Source organism: Adlercreutzia sp. ZJ304 (assembly GCF_011039075.1).
Classification (GTDB): domain Bacteria; phylum Actinomycetota; class Coriobacteriia; order Coriobacteriales; family Eggerthellaceae; genus Adlercreutzia_A.
Genome location: NZ_JAAKEG010000009.1, coordinates 24,917 through 42,786, shown reverse-complemented (window position 1 = coordinate 42,786; position 17,870 = coordinate 24,917). Strand labels below are relative to the sequence as shown.

Here is a 17,870-nt window from a genome sequence, read left to right as displayed (position 1 = left end):
GGCTGTTACGCCAATGCCACATCTACCAAATACGAACCTTCTTCGTTGTTTTCATAGACGAAGTAGCACGTATGCACCTCGGCACCTGCATCTTGCGCTACACGCGACCATTTCGGATTAAAAGCTAGCGACCTTTCGTCAGCATCTTCTATAAAATTACTGCACCCAGCCGCAACAAGCGCATCCTTTGTTGGCACGATATCTTGCCCAAAAACTTTCGCAGCTTTCAGGAAGAAATCTTCATTATCGAACACAATGCAAGGGTGCGTGTCTGCCGCCCTTTCATTCTTCTGACGAATTTCAGAGCGATGCTTGTTATCAAGCGAACAATAATGCAATCCCAGACTTAAACCCTCATCTATCGCCCACAGCATTAACTGCAATATAAGCTTCTCGCTGCCAGCCACCGCAAGCCCGCCCGAATATCCGTAGTCATACATCACATCGAACGGCGGGTTTTTCAACTTAAATCCACGCTTTTCAAACTCGTGCCAATTGCAAAACGGGAAACAAAATTCCAGCAAATTTATACCGTCTATGCCCACTTCATCAAATGAGCGAAGCAAATTGTGCATGTGTTCATCGGCGCCCGGAATAATTGGCATTTCCGCCATAACACTTGGAATGTAGCGCTTTGCAAGACGCATGGCGTCTAAAACGCGCTGCTGCATTTCGGGAGTATCGTCATCTTTCACACTGAAACGTATTTCATCAAGTCCCACATCACGCAGCCTGCGCGCTGCGTCTTCGGTAAGAAGATCGCCCGAGGTATACATACGTAAATGCGCTTTTGGAAACAACTCACGCGCACGTTGCAAAAAGCGCACCGAGTCATCTAGGTTTAGCAGAGGTTCGCCGCCCGTAAGTCCAATACACGCTAAATCGCGCTTGGACGCAACCGCAAGCCCATCTTCCCACGGACACCCTTCGCGCACAAACTTGTCGTAATCAGCCACGTTATGGTTGAAGCAAAAATAGCAATCCCGATGGCACTTAAACGTTGTACTGAAAGTTTCTGAGCCTTTTGCCCCAGTACATTCGACACACGCAGGCGAAAGATAGCCCCAAACAAGCGACGCGCCACCATTGCGCACACGCACGCCGCGCTTTGCCAACTGTTCGCGCAGCTCGGAGCATTCACGCTGGTTAGCCCTGCCCGCCTCGGCGTTTTCAAACATTAGCCCCTTAGCCTGCAATGCTTCCAAATAACGACGCTCTACAGCGCTGTATTCTTCTTGCGCTGCCTGAAATTCTATATTTTTAGCGGTCATAACGCCCCCAACGCATTAAACGTATCGCCTTCAGTTAATGCAATGATATCTTATCGGATCGCGTAAAAAACACGCCTTCTTGTAGGAGCGGTAGCACTCCGACTCTGACATTCCAAAGAATTCAAGGAGGCATAATGAAAGAATCAACAAATGTTGCAAAGGCTATATTGATTCCTCAACTTCGCAACGCAAAGCGCGAATTTCTACATATGCATCGCACACCAATAAGAAAAACAACTCAACACAATCAAGCCAATTCTTTACAAAAACAAAGACATCCTATATGTAGGCAAAGACATACTTTGAAGGTATCCCAAATCGTCTTTAGGATACCTAAAATTTCTCAACATTGGGCATCCGAACAGGAGGTTTTTGGTGAAACGGAGATTGGGGGCAGAGATGAACGAGAACTATAAGTTCATGCTGACCGTAATCGAAACGAAGCGAAAACTCTTGGGAATGTCTAAAGCAGAACTAGCAAGAAGGATGGATATGGACTCAGTAACTTTAGGCACCATGCTTCGCGGGCAACGCATTATATATGCCGACGAAGCGCTTCGGTTATGCGTCCATCTTGACATCAGTCCTACAGATCTTATGTCTCCCGAACTGCGAAACCACTATTACAGCTTGTGGGGAAACGAGATTTAAAAAGAATGGAGGAACAAATGACAGTAAGAAAATCGTATGGAACCCTGATCATAAAGACGCTTGCAATAGCGACCGCAATTTTAACAACACTAGCGCTTCTCGCCGGATGTTCTCAAGGACAAACATCAGAAAGTCAAACTGACACGCAAACGCCAACAGCGACCCCCGCAAAGGACTTAATAAAAGAAGATCAAATTAAATGGGAGGTCGGTTCTGCCATTATCGACAATTACCGTCGTGTGGTTTTTAGCTATACAAACAATAGTGATCGACCAATTGCAAATGTAAAGATGGTCTTCAAGCTCTCAGAAAACGCAACTAATGAGGAAATCAATGCAGCATACGGTTCCATATATGGATGGGGAGACATAGCACTAGAGGCGCTAAAAAATAACGGAATATGGGGAGAAGCAAGTGGAATAGTAGAGCCCGCTCAAACTAGCCTAACGACTAGACTTGAACTGGGAGCTATGTATCTTACCGACATGGCTCAATATGATTTAACTGAACCGGAATTTATGATAATCACCTACATTGACAATAATAAGCTATACGAAGAAACCTACGACTATGTATCAGACACTTATAGTCTGTCAAACAACGTAGAAGAATATGCCGAATGGCCTGATAATGAATTTGCAAAAACAATTCCCGAAATAACTGGCAAATATATTACAGACATATATTCATACGAGACTTCAATAAGCTTCGAGGTAAATGGCGTAACAAGTGAAGAGTATCAAAGCTACACAAAACAGTGTGCCGAAGCCGGCTATTCCGATCCAAATTATACAAACTACAGCTATTACGCCGACAGCTCTGATGGAAAGTATCGTCTAAATCTTAATTACAACGACGATGACCAATCCCTCCGCATCGAGGTAGACCTAAAGAAAACCGAATAATATCGTCAGACTTTCAGCCGACCCAAAAGTGCCGCTGCAATTTTGACAGCGGCACAAACCTTGTAAAAGTTTTTGAAATACTAGATATTACCTATGCCAGATATGACCACATAATCTTATCTGCACTGAATCTATTAATGGAAGAACGATTGCATGACCGTCGATATCAAAAGATATTTTCATAACGTCTCAAAAAGCCGCTGGAGTTTTTATCTTATTCGTGCATATGTCGTTGTTTTAATACTATTTGCTTTAAGTCACGCAGTTGCGTTTATTCCGGCACAAGTCATTTTTGCCTTATGGGCAATACTAAGCGCTGTTTCTGCTGTCGGGACAGAATATCGCGTTGTTATCCGAAAACTTCTCAAACAACATAAATACAAAGCTGGAGGCAAGCTAGCTGAATACAATAATGGACGGCTTATAAGTTTAATCATATGCTTTATTCTTTCGGCAATCTGTATTGCTTCCATGCTTATTGAAATTACAAGATGGAATTTTGAGGAATGGCTGCTTATCATCGCAGCAATACCACTGTTTATTGCCATTTATTCCTTCGTCAATAAAAGGGTTATTAAAGAAGTCGAATTGGAATTCCAGAAAGCAGAAACTATTAAGTTTACATATATCGTCATGACAATCGTAATAGTTGCTGTTTATTTCATCATCGTTTCTCTAGAACCTTCTTTCTCATATAAAACCGTGGAAGAGGCAATCCAAGCAGCAAACAACCCTCTCGCACAATCCTCATCAGTTCTTTTATCGGATATTGGAAAACTAATTTCTTTAAGCAACGGATTTACGGCATACGGCATATCCATTGTCTCAGGCGCGTCATTTTGGGTAAGCGTCATCATCCGCTTATTCGTCTGCGTAGCAGCACTCTACGGAATGATAAATCTGCTCGGAATGCTTCTTCTCAGCAAGGATGAGCTAAAAAGTGTATTTCTCCCACTAGAGTCATTGAAAGAACACAGCAATACATACAAACTGGTAAAAGGGCACATTGCGCTTGCCGTTCTGCTTCCAATATTGCTAACAGGCGGGATGATTGCAGTAGACAACAAAGTCGATCAATTATCAAAAACGGAAGAATACCAAGCTATCGAAGAAAGCATAGAAGAGCAAATTGAAGCTGTGGTATATGTCGTAGATGGCAAGTATTTCGATCAGAAATTTGTCAATCAACTTCAAGCAACAACGCGCACAAAAGTCAAAGAAATAACCGAAGAATACAGAAATCAAGTAGTTTCACTCGTCAATAAAATGTATGACCAACAAATCGAAAACGTCGACTCCTACCTAGACTGGTATTACAGTCCAAGCGCCGATTACGAACTTCTACTGCAGTTTCTCCAGCAACTTAGCGGCAAAGCAGTTGAAGACGCTATGAGTCAACAATTCGAGGAGACGATTAACAACAACATTGACACTACCGAACTAGACGCATTAAGAGATAACTACGTCCAACAAATGGAAAACATCAAGAATGATTATTGGACTCAGTTAGACGAACGCGAAATAAAGAATGTCGAAGACTTATCGTTTGTATCCGAGATACCGATTGATTCTGATTATTTCACAGAACCATTCGATCTCTCTCAAAACGAAATTGACAAATATGACCGCGTTCTCGGAATACCGATGGGAGCGGCTGCAGGTATTGGAACTAAAATTCTTACTAAGCCCTTTTTTAACACAATGGTCAGCAAACTAACAACTGCACTGGGCGCAAGAGGTCTTCTTACAGCTGGAGGCGCAGTGGTTGGCAATGCCGTAGGTGTTGTCGCAAGTTTAGGAGTCGGAGTTGTTACTGACTTTTTATTGCTAAAAACAGACGAGCTTATTAATCGAGACAAATATAAACAAGAAATCATAGCTTGCATTAACGAAAGCCGCAATGAAACCTTAGAAGAAATACAAGGTCAATAACGCATACCCAAAATCTATATCAATTTCATTTAGTTTAATCAGAATCAATTTTGAGTTTTAATACAACGCTATAAATGGATGTGCATATTTATATAGGTACTTGAAGAGATTTCATAGGCGAAATGCTACTTGTCCTCAAAGATGCGCACGAAAAGTCCATCCGACCCACATCTTGATGCGTTAGTTTCTTTGTCTTCAGGTCGATGAGCACAAAACAACCTATAATGCGTCCAGCACAATTCACGACGCAGTGTGTCACAAATTGGAAATACTCGATAAAACTGGCGCATATTGCGCAGATTGTCTGGTCTAAAGCCCTTCCCAAACTCTTTGAGTTACTTATGTACACTTTGCTAGCGTTTCGCCGAGCCTATGTTTTCATTACACAACAATAGCCGAAGAAGCAATTTCGCCCAAAAACGCAGCGAAAACACAGAATACACAGCTGGCAGTAGCATAAGCTATTGCCAGTAAGGTGTCTCCGGCTTCAAGCATAGCAAGCGTTTCCGCACTAAAAGTAGAGAAAGTGGTAAAGCCACCGCATAGCCCCACGCGCAAAAACAGCATTATATGTTCGTCCACCGGCAAGGTCTTGGCGAATATACCCGCAAAGAAAAGAATGGTAAAAGACCCCACAATATTTATTCCAAGCGTAACAAACGGGAAACCCCAAATATCTACTTTAATAAAACTGCAAAGATAACGAAGAACAGATCCGATAAAACCGCCACATCCAACAAACAGGCAATTAATTAGCACGAAAGCCTCCATCCAATATCCAAGCGCATTGCACTCGCATTTTAATAGAAGCCATCAGCTGTTTCGCGGTTCAGGCAAACGCCTTGGGAGAGCCTCATTCCCGAAGCTTATTATAACGAAGGTGGCAACAATAGGCAGCAATTCCTATCAATGCAACAACCGAAACCCCAAGCATAATTACTTTGCAGTAACGAGGGAAGTAAGTTTATTACCGATGCCGCAAGAAAAGCAATCGCAGAAAACAATTCGCAACAGATAGTTGCATTAACTATTGACACCTCAATACCATCTCGTAGCGCATCGATTTCCCTGAATGCTTTCTTGCCAATTGCCAATGTTTGCCGCACATCATTGGCTCATATTCTAATTCCGATTCATTTTTGCAATTCCGATTATAATTCGTAATTGCAAAAATGAATTACATTCTAGTGCCGAGACATAATAAATAGTTGAAATTTCATTCTGATATTATTCAGTTATTAAAACTAACCACCAAGGAGATTTTATGGAAAAGGAATTATTCGACTACGTTGCTAAGCGCGTTGATATTCTTTCAACCGCAAACAGTAGCAAACAGGCAACCAAGGAAGCAGCCCTTGCATGGAAAGACGCTGTTTCCAATGCAGACGACAAAGCCATTGAAGCTGCCACAGCTGAACTGATAGATTTTCTTGAAGGCAGACCCAATACGATTGACGGCGTAATTGCTTTTGCTCAAGGCCCTGCCATTGAAATGTTTGGTCAGGAAACCGCCGATCAAATTCTTGCCAAACATACAGAGCGCAAGAAACAGGGTGAGAAATATTGCGACTGCGAAGCTTGCAGCGCCGCGGTCGAACTTCTCTCCAAATTCAACCGTATCTAAACCGATAATTCCGCTGACTAGGGAAAACATATAGGCATATAGGCAGAAGTGTGTAAAAATTCATGCTGTTTTCCCTGTTCAGATACCAAATAGATGCCTCTGAAGTCGATGCCGCTCGACTTTCATATAGGCAAAAAGTGCGCCTAATTCTCACTTGACATCCCTGTTCAGGCAAGCTTTTTCTAAGAAAAAGTCAGTTATGGACAGGTGTGAGCGGTGTCTATCTCAAAATGCAGCATTTGCGGCAGCAAAATGTCAAAGAACAAATTCACTAAAGCCGGAAGGCAGAGGTGGAGATGTAGCTTATGCGGAGGCTCTAGTGTTGGGAAAAACGATACCTCTGCAAGATAGCCTAAAGTGTTTGTTGGATGGCTTTTGGGTAAACTCTCAACACCTTGACGCTAGATTACGATTCAACTCATCCGCATACTAGTTCAAAAAAGTTAGAAAAATGGTCAAAACTTCCGACTTTCCATGGTCATAGCGCCACATGGCTAACTTGAATTGTGGAGAACACTGGGCAAACAGGGTTCTTCAATTCTATTTTGATTCGTAATTGGCGTAATTTGGCATTGTAGACTGTGGAAAGTCGGAAGTTTTGACCATTTTTCGCCTAAAAAGTGACGAAGGCAACACACGGTCTGGTTTGGTCAGAATTCCACAACAGCATTCCTTACCCCTTTGCGATGGACTGAGTCTTACGCACTTTTCTGTCTATATGCAAATATATAGGTGGGTTGTCCGCATCCAAATGTCCGCAGGCAACCCACCTATTGCGCACAAAACGAAGCAATCATATTTACACGGCAATAGCCGAAGAAGCAATTTCGCCTAAAAACGCAGCGGAAACACAAAGCACACAGCTAGCGGCGGCATAAGCTATCGCTAGTAAGATATCGCCAGCCTCAAACACAGCAAGCGTCTCTGCGCTAAAAGTAGAAAAGTTGTAAAGCCATCAGCTGTTTCGCGGTTCAGGCAAACGCCTTGGGAGAGCCTCATTCCCGAAGCTTATTATAACGAAGGTGGTAACAGTGAGCAGCAATTCCTATCAATGCAACAGCCGAAACCCCAAGCGTAATGGCAGTAGATATTGCCATCATCTTTTTGGCAGAACCCACTTTGAAGGTTTCCATAGTTTCAAAATCAGTAGACTCAGCCGCGCAAATTAAATCTGCCTCGCTAGAATGTTCGCTTGCAGCACCGGGACTGTCGGACAGTAAATGCTGAGCATAAGGGAAACATACCAACTTTGCAGGATTAGACGAAAGCATACTTGAGTACCACGAAATGCTTTTCAGCGCGAAACTTTCCAGCGGAACGTCTAAGGCACTTGCCATTTCCTCTGGATAAAATGTCAGCGAAAAAATATCAGCTTGGTCATACGACAATGTTTTGCCGTAAGCGATAGACAAGTTGCCCTCTATCCACATGCGTTTATCAAGGCTGCGCATTTCCGAACCATCAAGAGCAGCGGAAAATGCAGCATACGACTGCCCATCACGTGCCGTCATATCAACCAGCATGCGTCCATCACTGGTTGTAGTAACAACAGAATGGCTGACGGAAGGTCCACGCAAACCAAAAGCTCGGTCATAGCTAATGGTGTCGCTAAGGTAATCAATAATTACCCAACTCATAAGACCAGTTGCCTCGTCTTCAGCCATCACATACAGCTCGGCACGACTTCCCCAAAATGCGCTTGTATGTACGCGGAAGAAGCTCATAATTGCGTAATAAGCGGGCTCATCTCCCGCAAATACGCTACATTGCGCCAATTTAAACCCAGACGGAAGAAGCTGCGTGGCATACGTTTTATCCGTAATTTCATAAACAAGAAAGAAAGCGTATGGCTCTACTATAAATCCCATATGCGGGGTTTTCTTGGTGGTACGTGCCATAATTTTGCGCTGAATACCCTTCGGGACAACATCAAAAAACTGCTGCAAAAAATGTATGGAACCAACAGTCATCGGATCGACAAGTCGCTCGGTGCCTTTTGCGAATTTGTCATGGTTTGCGTTATATGCCATGGAAGTACCTTTCGTAGTGCCTACACACATTTTAGAAACGCAGGCAAACGAAAGATTTAGGTGCGCAGCGTTGATGCGCAAGCGTGACTATAACGTTACCGTAATGATGATATCTTCAGCCGTTAATTACGTGCGCCTTGCGAAGGCTGGAATTGCTTCATCCGGCGATAAAAAGTTGCTCGACTTACTTTTGCCATCTCCAAAGCTTCTTCCATTTTTATTTCGCCATTTTTGTACCGATCAATCGCGTCGATAAGTTTTATTTGATCTACCGCCTTTAAGGGGCGACCCAACTTTTGCAGGTTCATTGCAGTCTCAATACCCTCTCGGCGCCTATCATCAATGTATCTCTTTTCTTTCAAATAAATTGGAGTTAGCAATGCATAAAATTCGCCACGATTAGAATCGTCTATACGAAAGCCATCGCCATCTATAATGCGCCCAGCACAAATCGCTTCCAATATAATCCGTAGTGTTTCTGAAGATCTCAAACCAACATTACTTAAATCAGACACACTAAAAACCTCATCGTCTGTTTCTGATGCCATACGAACATATAAATTGTCACCCGAATAGCGCGTATTAGTGCGTATTAACCACTCGAGACGATTTAGATATTCCATCCCTTCAGCGTCTAGTAGTTCTCGAATATCCTCACGATTTTCCGCAGGCGTTCTTTCGCTAATAAACACAGGCGTAACATTTTTGCGAATGTATTCTTCTCTGTGTAAGTCCAAATTAATCCCGGGAATTCCTTGAAAAGAAGGGGGTTCAAGTAAATCTATAACGCTATAGTTAGGCTTGATTGAGTATTCAAATGTTTCGTCTTCGTATTCAGTGTAACCAATCCGAGCAATGCAGTATTCAAATAGCACCTTAGGGTCCCGCAAGCAAATTACCCCTTGGGTTGTAATGCTTTTCATAAAGCCTCACCCCTAAAGGCGATGTACGCATCATGCAAAATAATCTTATAGCGCAAATCTATCATCTTGATATAAAAATCTCGCCGAATTTCACTAATGCCCGCAATATTGCCGACAAGCGCGTCAATAATATACATGCGCCAAAAGGTACTTATAGTTTCCGAAACATTTGTTAATTTACTATTGTCATGTAGCATACGCATAATATCTGTGTATTCATATTGATATCTTGCGTTCGCTGCCTGAATAATATCTACCACTATCTGGAAAAATGGCAAATTCCATATCCAATTCCTTGTCTCATAAATACTGGCATATATTTATGAGATTATATATCAAACAATGTTTGTCTCATAATTAATAACTAGTATTTTTGAGAATTTAAGCAGGCAAAAGCAAGGGTATAATTCTTATCGAAAATATACCCAAAGGCAGCCAAAACATTATCAAGCTGCTCGATATAATCGCTCATATAAGTTGGAATGTGCCTCTGCGCCATGAATTGCCGTATGTCCGTACGCGCCGTAATGCAATTTATTTTGAACAATTTTGAAGAACTTGATTGACTCAGTTGCATAGGGATTGTAGTCAACAGCAGTCGCGTACAGATTGAACACCTGACGATACAGCATCTTTTCGGAGGAACGAATGTTGCGAATGTGATCGAAAAGTTCTTCGGCATCCTACATGTTAATAAAGCGCTAAGCGCACCAATCACAAGCTTTCTTATGCAGTCTAGTCAGACCAACTCAATTCGGCACGCAGCGCGTGCCGAATTGAAAATCTTCGATAAAACCGACGCATGTTACGCAAGACTAGTGCACCCCACGCACATACCATCGGCGCTTCACTAAGCGAAAGATTCACTCTCTAGCCAACTGTGCACAGCGCGCACAAGCACAATTAGCATCCAAAGCTTTGCATCTCCCCTATCGGTTGACTCGTCTTCGAGCACAATCAACATGCCCTCCAACACTTCTAACGCTTCCAAATTGTTCCTAATCATAATTGCCCCCTATGTTGAAGCTTTTAGCTTTGACGCTTTTTTTGAGCTTTGAAAACACGGGCAATGTATTGCGAAACCACACGTTAACTTAAAATGGCTAGAATCTTAGATACAAACGCTTGTCACTATTATTACCCAAATTGCTTAGGAGGAAGCGTGTACGAATTAAAAACCGAAGCATTCTTCGACTCGGCGCACTTCTTAGCCGACTATTACGGCAAATGTGAAAATCTACACGGGCATCGCTGGCGTATCGAAGTAACTATTAGCTCTCAAACACTAGGCGACGAAGGTACCGAACGCGATATGGTGTGCGATTTCTCGCAGTTCAAGCGCATAGTTCGCAGTTTGGCTGACGAATTCGACCATACATTTTTAATTGAAGAGGGCACGCTGAAGAAAAAAACCATCCGCGCACTTGAATCCGAAGGCTTCAGCTTAAAGATGCTGCCGTTTCGCACTACCGCAGAAAATTTGGCACGTTTCTTTTTCGACTGCCTTATAGACATAGGATTGCCAGTTACGCGCGTGGAAGTTGACGAAACGCCGAATAATTGCGCCATATTTTACAAATGACACATACATGAAACGAACTGTTGCGAAAATATAAACGACTAACTTATGCATGTAACTAAAAGGAGAACCTTCGATGGCAAAAATAAACGAAAATTTTGCGAAATTACCCGGTAGCTACCTCTTCGCCGAAATTGCACGGCGCACCGAAACATATCAGCAAGCCCACCCAGATGCGAAACTAATAAAGCTAGGTATAGGTGATGTAACCCAGCCGCTTATTCCCGCTGTTGTAGAAGCAATGCACGAAGCAGTAGACGAACAAACATCTTCCGACACGTTCAAGGGTTACGGTCCTTACGAAGGCTATGATTTTCTGCGTGAAGCAATTGCGGAAAACGATTTTCGGGCTCGCGGTGTAGACATATCGCCCGACGAAATTTTTGTAAGCGACGGCGCAAAAAGCGACTGCGGCAATATAGGTGACATATTCTCGCGCGACAATAAAGTTGCCGTTTGCGACCCAGTTTACCCTGTATACGTTGACAGCAATGCCATAGAAGGACGAGCTGGCGAATACGACCCCAGCGCAGAGGCGTGGACAAACCTTGTATACATGCCCACCACAGCTGAAAACGATTTTTGCCCCGCGCTGCCCGACACAGATGTAGACCTAATTTATCTTTGCTCGCCCAATAACCCAACAGGAACCGCTCTTAACACCGAACAACTACAACGCTGGGTAGACTACGCAAACAACCACGACGCCATAATCATGTTCGACGCAGCCTATGAGCGCTTCATCACCGAAGACAATCTACCGCACAGCATTTACGAAATCCCCGGCGCAAAAACATGCGCCATCGAATTCCGCAGCTTCAGCAAAACCGCCGGCTTCACCGGTATGCGCTGCGGTTACACAGTTATCCCGCGCGAACTAGAGCGCCAAGGTCAAAGCCTAAATTCGCTTTGGATGCGCCGACAATCTACAAAGTTCAACGGCGCGTCATACATAATCCAAAAAGGTGCCGCCGCCATTTATACGCCCGAAGGCGCACGCCAAATACGCGAGGTAATAGATTTCTACCTGAATAATGCGCGCATAATTAAAGAGGGGTTGGAAAGCGCAGGACTTCACGTATATGGTGCCGTAAACAGCCCGTATATATGGTGCAAAACGCCAAACGGAATGGGCAGCTGGGATTTCTTCAATAAGCTTCTTGAAGAAGCGAATGTCATAACAACTCCTGGCGCCGGGTTCGGACCAGCCGGTGAAGGCTACATACGCCTAACCGCATTCGGCGGTGCCGATGCCACCCGTGAAGCAGTAGAGCGCATAAAGAATATTCTTTAATAGATGACACTAGCGCAAGCCAGCAAAATACTAACAGCCATTGGATACATAGCCTATCCTTTGCTGTTAGTTTTGCTTGCTATTTTCGACCGCCAAATGCTGTTGCGATGCATTGTTGTACCAGCTATAGGGTTTGTGGGCGTAAGCATATTTCGCAACATAGTAAACGCGCCGCGCCCCTACGAAGTAAATGACACAGCCCCGCTTATACCGAAGAACACTCGCGGTCATTCATTCCCCAGCCGACACACATTTAGTATGTTCACTATTGCCTGCACATGGATGCTCTATCAACCAATTGTGGGAACTGCATTGCTTGTTCTAGCGTGCGCAATGGCAGTAATTCGCGTAGTAGGTGGCGTACACTTTCCACGCGATGTTATAGTTGGAGCAATTTCCGCTATTGTTGTTTGCGCCGCGGGATATCTGCTTATCCCTTGGTAGCACTATAGAAAGACCAAATATGTCTGATAAAAAGAAAAAGAAGCATGCGAAGAAAAACAAAGGCACGAAGCCAAAGAAGTTAAAAAACATGCATTGCACAGGCTGCAAAAAGCATTGTCCGCTAACTAAGCCAAAATGCAAGAAGGGCGAAAATCAGGCGGAAGCGGCGCTAGAAATTTTGCGCAAAAAGTGAAAAGCAACAGCCATTATTACTAAACCTATCGCATCGAAGCCGACAAAGCGCGCAATGCTTTGGCTTAACACTTGAAGGCTGGCATCTAGCGTGGAAGCGATAAACAATTCGCCACAAAGCCCTATAGCCTGCTGAACCAAAATTACAACGCCAAGCGCCTTGAACCGAAGTGGTCTCCAAATAAAAGCCGGATATGTGGCATTCCACATAAGAAACGCCACGCCTAATCCTTGAATGGCAGCCGCAGCGCCACCACCCTGCAGCTGATATGCACCTATATAAGCCGAAGGCCAACAAATGAATTGCACAGCGCACATCACATTCCACGCAAAAACAATAAAAAACGCTATGCGCACCACCCAAACAGCAACTTTAGTGTTCAAACGCCACTCCCAGTTCAAATTCGCGCTAGTATTTTAACTAGTAACTTAGCTAGCCTTTTATAAGCATGTCTTCCATTACTTGGCTGGCAACAGCATTGCCCGCCAACGCACGCAGCAGTTCTACGCCGAATTCCAGCGCATAAGCAGGACCACTAGCCGTAATAAGATTGCCATCTTTACATACGTCCTGACCGCAATATACGCCTTCGGGAAAATCGGTTTCACATCCGGGATAACACGTTGCTTTGCGTCCATGCAGCAAACCGAGCGAACTCAAAATTGTTGGTCCGGCACATATGGCAGCCACCATACGACCGCCATCATCCATAAACTTTGGCAGCGCTGCAGTCAATTTGTCGCACTTGGTCAAATTCTCCACGCCGCCCATACCGCCCGGCAGGCATATCGCATCGAATTCCATCAGGTCGGTGTCTGCCACAACCACATCAGCCACAACCGTAATTCCCTGCGCTGCAATAACGTGCTTCGTTGGCATTACAGAGACTAATGTAACGTCCACACCACCGCGCCGCAGCACATCAGTTGGACACATAGCTTCTATTGGCTCGAACCCATCTCCTAGCATTATTGCCAGTTTCATCTATATCGTCTCCATTCATGTGTTCGCTTACCTAAACATTATTAGTACAGTAGCTATAATAGCTTGACTGCGAATCTTGAAAGGAATCGAAATGACAAAGGACAAGAAGATGCCAGAAAACCCTGTTGTTGCTGTGGCGGGAGCCACCGGTGCTGTAGGCGCTGAATTCCTCAAGGTTCTGCATGATGTAAATTTCCCGGCATCTGAAGTGCGCGCCTTGGCAAGTGCGCGCTCCGCCGGTAAAGAGCTGGAATTTGAGGGCTGCGGCAATGTTTCTGCCGGCAAACTTGTTGTGCAGGAAATGACGCCCGAATCTTTCAAAGGCGTAGACATAGCGCTGTTTAGCGCGGGCGCTAGCGTGTCGAAGGCAATGCGTGAAGCTGTCGTGAATGCCGGTGCCATTATGATAGACAACTCCAGCGCTTTTCGCATGGACCCAGATGTGCCGCTAGTGGTGCCCGAGGTTAATCCACAAGACATTCAGTGGCATTCGGGTGTTATAGCTAATCCGAATTGTTCAACAATTCAAATGGTAGTGGCGCTAAAGCCCCTTTACAATTTATCGCGCATTAAGCGCGTAGTAGTTTCTACCTACCAAGCGGCAAGCGGTGCAGGTGCACCCGCTATGGCAGAGTTGTACGATCAGACTCGCGAATTTTTAGACGGAACACCGGAAGACGAACTTACCATTAACGCTTTCCAGCATCGCATAGCATTTAACTGCATTCCCCATATAGACGTGCCGATGGAAGACGGCTCGACTAAAGAGGAATGGAAAATGGTGGTAGAAACGAAAAAGATTATGGGCGATGCCGATTTAGCCGTTTGCGCCACATGCGTGCGTGTGCCCGTGCTGCGCTGCCACGGTGAAGCCATAAATGTAGAATTTGAAGACGACGTTACAGTAGAACAGGCACGCACAGCGCTCAGTTCCGCGCATGGCGTACAAGTTATGGATAATTTGGAAAACTGCGAATACCCAATGCCCGGCATTTTGGCAGGTACCGACGGTGTTTTTGTTGGTCGCCTGCGCCGCGACAACAGCGTAGAGCATGGTCTTGCTTTCTGGAATGTAGCAGACCAAATTCGCAAAGGAGCAGCGCTGAACGCAGTACAAATTGCACAGCTGCTAGTTTCTTAGTACAAGTTGTCCGCTAGGTACATGGGTGAGGGTGTGCTCACAAAGCGAGTTCCGCAGCGAACAGAAATGTCCTGTGGACATTTCTGCCGAGCGAGGACTGTAGAGCGACTGAGCCTTCCTCACCCATATACCCAGCAGGTGTCCGGATGATATAAAAACATATCTATAGTTATGAAGTTGTTCCACCCTAGTAGTTACAGTCTCTAAAATTTAGATAGGCAGTATTTTGGCTCAGAAGAAAATACGTTTAGACGAACTGCTAATTAAACGAGGCATTTGCGCTGATGCTGAAGAAGCGCTGCGCCGCGTATTGGCGCGCGAAGTTCGTGTAGAAGACGTATACGCATCAAGTGCCGCTATGATGGTGCCACCAAATGTAAATCTATTCGTAAAGCACGAAAAGCAATTTGTATCGCGCGGAGGTCATAAACTACAAGGTGCGCTAAACGCATTCGGGCAAAACGTTAGCAACATGCGCTGCATAGATATAGGATCTTCTACAGGTGGGTTTACAGATTGCCTTCTACAGGCTGGCGCAAAAAGCGTTACGTGTGTAGATGTAAATTACGGACAGCTTGCGTGGAGCATCCGCACAGACCCACGCGTTGAAGTATTTGAGCGCACAAATATAAAATTGGCAAATCCGCAAGAGCTAGGCGCACCATTTGACCTAATAGTGATAGATGTAAGTTTTATTGGGCTTGCTAGTTTAGCGCCCATATTTCCCAAGCTAGCCCAACGCGGCAGCGTTTTTATTGGGCTAGTGAAGCCGCAATTTGAATCGCGCCACGAAGAAACCGACCGAGGTGTTGTGCGCAACGAAACAATTCGTGTTCGCACAGTGGCAGAAGTAAAAGAAGCCCTCGAAAAAGAGGGCTTCCGCGTAACCAACACGCAAAAATCTTCCATAACCGGACCTAAAGGCAACGTGGAATACCTAGTGCATGCCGTTTTTGAAGGCTAGAATTACAAACCCATTTCGGCTTTCATCTTCGCCAACGCATCATCTACCGCAGCCGTGCTGCCAGCCTCTTCGTATTTGCGGGCTAGTTCATCAGCGCTATCTTTCGGCTGAGCGTTCAATTCTGCCATCGCGTTGCTCTTATCCAGCATTGCGTCAGCCTTGCTCTCCATGCGATTAAACGCATTCATAGCACCTTCAGCCTTAGCACCCGACGCAGAAATGTCGTTTACTTTATCCTGCGTCTTCGCAACAGCCACTTTCGCCTTTATTGCCTCTTGCCTACCCTTTAGAAGCTCTATGTCGGACACAAGCTTGTCATGCATTTGACGCATTTTATCAGCATTGGCTTTTGCCGCCTCATACGCCGAAGTTAAGCCTTCATTCTTTGCCTCTAGCTGCTGTTTCTTTGCTAAGAACTGACGCGCGTCATCTTCATTTCCCGCCTGCAGCGCTTTGCGTGCAAGACCATCGTATTTAGCCATCTCGCCAGCATTTTCATCCACCAAGCGCTTGCATCTAGTTTCTTCAGCCATAACGCCAGCTGTGGCTTCCTTAACTTCAGCCAAGCTTTCAGTAAGTTCGCGCATATACTGATCTACCATTTTCGCCGGATCTTCGGCTTTATCCAGAAGATCGTTGATATTCGCCTTTATGATCGAAGCGAATCTATCCAGTATTCCTGCCATTTTCAACTCCTATTCCGGCTTATCAGCCTTATTGTCCGCCACAGCGGTATTAACACCATCGTTATGCGCCCCTGATGCCGCAGCGCCATCCTCGTACTTTTTCTCAAGCTCTTCTAAATCTTTGTCGCCAAATTGATCAAGCGGCGTGTTCAGTATGCGCTCCATTCGATCGGCTTCGCGCTTTTTCGCATCGCGCCCGCGCTTTATAAGCAGCGCCACTATAACAACCACAATAACAACGCCGGCAACAATCGCTATCGGAATAACCGGATTTATAGTTTTGCTCATTATATGATCGGCGGTCTGAGAAAACGTGTTGCTAAATATTTGCTCTTCGCTTAGCGACATATCGTCGTAGTTAATTTCTAAATAAGCGGCTAATATTTGCACCGCTTCATCGTCTATAACCGATCGAGCCGCTTGACCACCATAGTAGCCGCAGTTGTAGCCACCAGAGTTGTTGTCGCAAAACACTAGCAAGAAATGCGCATCGTCGGTAAACAACTCGCCGTAAAGCTGCTGCGCCATATCGGTTAACTGCTGACTAGATGTGGTATAGCCATTCGGAAGAATATACACATAGGGCCACACACCGGTTTCATCATAGAAATGGCGAAGACCCTCTTCCAGTTTCGCAGGAGTATGTATCCAGTCGCCATCTTCGTCGGTGTAGTATTCGCTAACCTCGGCAGCTCCTGCAGGTAAAGGAGTGCGATCTACCGTAGAAGCCGGCACAGACGATGTGCCCGAGAACACCGCAATAATAATTGCAAGCACAACTACTGCAAGCACAATCCAAAGACAGCCCAAGTTGTTTGACTGTTTGGAATTAGGATCGCGCATTCCGCCATCCGACGGACCGCCAGACCCCGGACCACCCGGACCGCCAGACCCCGCGCCGCCGCCGCCACCGCCTTGCGGCTGCTGAACCACAACGGTTTGACCGCGCGATGAACCTAAAAGGTTTCCCCACAGAAAACCGCCAAGCCAACTTCCGCCGCCGTGATAGCCGCCGCCATAAGACGGACCGCCACCCGCGCTTCTGCCGCCGCCTCTGTTACCGCCACCAAAACTTCCGCCAAAACCGCCGCCTCCGCTAGAGAATCCGCCACCGAATCCTCCGCCGCCGAAGCTGCCACCACCTGATCTGCCCATATTTAAGCACCTTTCGCGTGTGTCTATATTATTATGAGCGAAATTTCGGATATTTGTCTAATAAGATGCATTATCCAGATACGTTACATGCAAT

Annotated in this window: 20 protein-coding genes, 1 pseudogene and 1 riboswitch; of the genes and pseudogenes, 10 read left to right on the top strand and 11 right to left on the bottom strand. The window is 45.2% G+C overall.

The features are described from left to right. Positions 1–5 precede the first annotated feature (5 nt). On the bottom strand, positions 6–1,271 hold the full coding sequence (locus G7Y46_RS06275; protein ID WP_165253345.1) for a radical SAM protein: 1,266 nt from the start codon (positions 1,269–1,271) through the stop codon (positions 6–8). A 134-nt stretch (positions 1,272–1,405) separates the two neighbouring features. Here G7Y46_RS06275 and G7Y46_RS06270 point away from each other — a divergent pair, with 134 nt between their 5' ends. The 4 genes from G7Y46_RS06270 (at position 1,406) to G7Y46_RS06255 (ending at position 4,759) form a co-directional block, all read left to right on the top strand. Continuing rightward, complete coding sequence (locus tag G7Y46_RS06270) at positions 1,406–1,687, top strand: hypothetical protein (protein WP_165253343.1); 282 nt, start codon at positions 1,406–1,408, stop codon at positions 1,685–1,687. Further along, positions 1,671–1,922, top strand: a complete 252-nt coding sequence (locus G7Y46_RS06265; protein ID WP_165253341.1) for a helix-turn-helix domain-containing protein — start codon at positions 1,671–1,673, stop codon at positions 1,920–1,922. The genes G7Y46_RS06270 and G7Y46_RS06265 overlap by 17 nt, the downstream gene beginning before the upstream one ends. A 17-nt stretch (positions 1,923–1,939) precedes the next feature. Further along, positions 1,940–2,827 (top strand): DUF6591 domain-containing protein, encoded by an 888-nt coding sequence (locus G7Y46_RS06260; protein ID WP_165253339.1) that lies wholly within the window; start codon positions 1,940–1,942, stop codon positions 2,825–2,827. A 153-nt stretch (positions 2,828–2,980) separates the two neighbouring features. Then, positions 2,981–4,759, top strand: a complete 1,779-nt coding sequence (locus G7Y46_RS06255; protein WP_165253337.1) for a hypothetical protein — start codon at positions 2,981–2,983, stop codon at positions 4,757–4,759. 125 nt (positions 4,760–4,884) lie between these two features. On the opposite strand, the pseudogene G7Y46_RS09075 reads toward G7Y46_RS06255, so the two are convergent. Both G7Y46_RS09075 and G7Y46_RS06245 read right to left on the bottom strand, forming a co-directional pair. Continuing rightward, positions 4,885–5,079, bottom strand: a pseudogene (locus tag G7Y46_RS09075) (DUF1016 N-terminal domain-containing protein); the annotation flags it as partial. 61 nt (positions 5,080–5,140) lie between these two features. Continuing rightward, positions 5,141–5,530: a CrcB family protein gene (locus tag G7Y46_RS06245; protein ID WP_165253335.1), complete on the bottom strand. Its 390-nt coding sequence runs from the start codon at positions 5,528–5,530 to the stop codon at positions 5,141–5,143. Positions 5,531–5,556: 26 nt separating this feature from the next. Continuing rightward, positions 5,557–5,629, bottom strand: a riboswitch (Fluoride riboswitch). Positions 5,630–6,023: 394 nt separating this feature from the next. Here G7Y46_RS06245 and G7Y46_RS06240 point away from each other — a divergent pair. Continuing rightward, on the top strand, positions 6,024–6,383 hold the full coding sequence (locus G7Y46_RS06240; RefSeq protein WP_165062415.1) for a 3-hydroxyisobutyrate dehydrogenase: 360 nt from the start codon (positions 6,024–6,026) through the stop codon (positions 6,381–6,383). A gap of 995 nt (positions 6,384–7,378) precedes the next feature. On the opposite strand, the gene G7Y46_RS06235 is transcribed toward G7Y46_RS06240, so the two are convergent. The 4 genes from G7Y46_RS06235 to G7Y46_RS06215 all read right to left on the bottom strand — a co-directional run bounded on the left by G7Y46_RS06235 (position 7,379) and on the right by G7Y46_RS06215 (position 10,342). Beyond that, positions 7,379–8,413, bottom strand: a complete 1,035-nt coding sequence (locus G7Y46_RS06235) for a hypothetical protein (RefSeq protein WP_165253333.1) — start codon at positions 8,411–8,413, stop codon at positions 7,379–7,381. A gap of 122 nt (positions 8,414–8,535) precedes the next feature. Further along, positions 8,536–9,336, bottom strand: a complete 801-nt coding sequence (locus G7Y46_RS06230; protein WP_165253331.1) for a recombinase family protein — start codon at positions 9,334–9,336, stop codon at positions 8,536–8,538. Beyond that, the gene (locus G7Y46_RS06225) at positions 9,333–9,614 is read right to left on the bottom strand and encodes a hypothetical protein (RefSeq protein ID WP_165253329.1); all 282 of its coding nucleotides are present in this window, start codon (positions 9,612–9,614) and stop codon (positions 9,333–9,335) included. Before G7Y46_RS06225 ends, G7Y46_RS06230 begins: the two co-directional genes overlap by 4 nt. Positions 9,615–10,186: 572 nt before the next feature. Further along, positions 10,187–10,342: a hypothetical protein gene (locus tag G7Y46_RS06215; protein WP_165253326.1), complete on the bottom strand. Its 156-nt coding sequence runs from the start codon at positions 10,340–10,342 to the stop codon at positions 10,187–10,189. Between the two features lie 156 nt (positions 10,343–10,498). On the opposite strand from G7Y46_RS06215, the gene queD reads away from it, so the two are divergent. The 3 genes from queD to G7Y46_RS06200 all read left to right on the top strand — a co-directional run bounded on the left by queD (position 10,499) and on the right by G7Y46_RS06200 (position 12,653). Next, positions 10,499–10,918: a 6-carboxytetrahydropterin synthase QueD gene (queD, locus tag G7Y46_RS06210; protein ID WP_165253324.1), complete on the top strand. Its 420-nt coding sequence runs from the start codon at positions 10,499–10,501 to the stop codon at positions 10,916–10,918. Positions 10,919–10,991: 73 nt separating this feature from the next. After that, positions 10,992–12,209 (top strand): LL-diaminopimelate aminotransferase, encoded by a 1,218-nt coding sequence (locus G7Y46_RS06205; RefSeq protein WP_165253322.1) that lies wholly within the window; start codon positions 10,992–10,994, stop codon positions 12,207–12,209. Between the two features lie 3 nt (positions 12,210–12,212). Further along, entirely contained in the window at positions 12,213–12,653 is a 441-nt protein-coding gene (locus G7Y46_RS06200) for a phosphatase PAP2 family protein (RefSeq protein WP_165253320.1), read from the top strand. 153 nt (positions 12,654–12,806) lie between these two features. On the opposite strand, the gene G7Y46_RS06195 is transcribed toward G7Y46_RS06200, so the two are convergent. Then, positions 12,807–13,229: a hypothetical protein gene (locus G7Y46_RS06195; RefSeq protein ID WP_241157075.1), complete on the bottom strand. Its 423-nt coding sequence runs from the start codon at positions 13,227–13,229 to the stop codon at positions 12,807–12,809. Between the two features lie 49 nt (positions 13,230–13,278). Continuing rightward, positions 13,279–13,830, bottom strand: a complete 552-nt coding sequence (locus G7Y46_RS06190; protein WP_165253316.1) for a DJ-1 family glyoxalase III — start codon at positions 13,828–13,830, stop codon at positions 13,279–13,281. Positions 13,831–13,921: 91 nt separating this feature from the next. On the opposite strand from G7Y46_RS06190, the gene G7Y46_RS06185 reads away from it, so the two are divergent. Both G7Y46_RS06185 and G7Y46_RS06180 read left to right on the top strand, forming a co-directional pair. Continuing rightward, positions 13,922–14,971 carry an aspartate-semialdehyde dehydrogenase gene (locus G7Y46_RS06185; protein ID WP_165253314.1) on the top strand — a complete coding sequence of 350 codons (1,050 nt, stop codon included), beginning with the start codon at positions 13,922–13,924 and terminating at the stop codon, positions 14,969–14,971. A 226-nt stretch (positions 14,972–15,197) separates the two neighbouring features. Beyond that, positions 15,198–15,935, top strand: a complete 738-nt coding sequence (locus G7Y46_RS06180; protein WP_165253304.1) for a TlyA family RNA methyltransferase — start codon at positions 15,198–15,200, stop codon at positions 15,933–15,935. Between the two features lie 2 nt (positions 15,936–15,937). On the opposite strand, the gene G7Y46_RS06175 is transcribed toward G7Y46_RS06180, so the two are convergent. Continuing rightward, a complete protein-coding gene (locus G7Y46_RS06175) occupies positions 15,938–16,621 on the bottom strand; it encodes a PspA/IM30 family protein (protein WP_165062403.1) in 684 nt (227 codons plus the stop codon). Between the two features lie 9 nt (positions 16,622–16,630). Next, positions 16,631–17,776 carry a hypothetical protein gene (locus G7Y46_RS06170; RefSeq protein ID WP_165253302.1) on the bottom strand — a complete coding sequence of 382 codons (1,146 nt, stop codon included), beginning with the start codon at positions 17,774–17,776 and terminating at the stop codon, positions 16,631–16,633. Between the last annotated feature and the right edge of the window lie 94 nt (positions 17,777–17,870).

Excerpts from the sequence above, each read along its gene's own strand:
- G7Y46_RS06275 (WP_165253345.1), bottom strand. The coding sequence starts at position 1,271 with ATGACCGCTAAAAATATAGAATTTCAGGCAGCGCAAGAAGAATACAGC.
- G7Y46_RS06270 (WP_165253343.1), top strand. The coding sequence starts at position 1,406 with ATGAAAGAATCAACAAATGTTGCAAAGGCTATATTGATTCCTCAACTT.
- G7Y46_RS06265 (WP_165253341.1), top strand. The coding sequence starts at position 1,671 with ATGAACGAGAACTATAAGTTCATGCTGACCGTAATCGAAACGAAGCGA.
- G7Y46_RS06260 (WP_165253339.1), top strand. The coding sequence starts at position 1,940 with ATGACAGTAAGAAAATCGTATGGAACCCTGATCATAAAGACGCTTGCA.
- G7Y46_RS06255 (WP_165253337.1), top strand. The coding sequence starts at position 2,981 with ATGACCGTCGATATCAAAAGATATTTTCATAACGTCTCAAAAAGCCGC.
- G7Y46_RS06245 (WP_165253335.1), bottom strand. The coding sequence starts at position 5,530 with ATGGAGGCTTTCGTGCTAATTAATTGCCTGTTTGTTGGATGTGGCGGT.
- G7Y46_RS06240 (WP_165062415.1), top strand. The coding sequence starts at position 6,024 with ATGGAAAAGGAATTATTCGACTACGTTGCTAAGCGCGTTGATATTCTT.
- G7Y46_RS06235 (WP_165253333.1), bottom strand. The coding sequence starts at position 8,413 with ATGGCATATAACGCAAACCATGACAAATTCGCAAAAGGCACCGAGCGA.
- G7Y46_RS06230 (WP_165253331.1), bottom strand. The coding sequence starts at position 9,336 with ATGAAAAGCATTACAACCCAAGGGGTAATTTGCTTGCGGGACCCTAAG.
- G7Y46_RS06215 (WP_165253326.1), bottom strand. The coding sequence starts at position 10,342 with ATGATTAGGAACAATTTGGAAGCGTTAGAAGTGTTGGAGGGCATGTTG.
- G7Y46_RS06205 (WP_165253322.1), top strand. The coding sequence starts at position 10,992 with ATGGCAAAAATAAACGAAAATTTTGCGAAATTACCCGGTAGCTACCTC.
- G7Y46_RS06200 (WP_165253320.1), top strand. The coding sequence starts at position 12,213 with ATGACACTAGCGCAAGCCAGCAAAATACTAACAGCCATTGGATACATA.
- G7Y46_RS06190 (WP_165253316.1), bottom strand. The coding sequence starts at position 13,830 with ATGAAACTGGCAATAATGCTAGGAGATGGGTTCGAGCCAATAGAAGCT.
- G7Y46_RS06185 (WP_165253314.1), top strand. The coding sequence starts at position 13,922 with ATGACAAAGGACAAGAAGATGCCAGAAAACCCTGTTGTTGCTGTGGCG.
- G7Y46_RS06175 (WP_165062403.1), bottom strand. The coding sequence starts at position 16,621 with ATGGCAGGAATACTGGATAGATTCGCTTCGATCATAAAGGCGAATATC.
- G7Y46_RS06170 (WP_165253302.1), bottom strand. The coding sequence starts at position 17,776 with ATGGGCAGATCAGGTGGTGGCAGCTTCGGCGGCGGAGGATTCGGTGGC.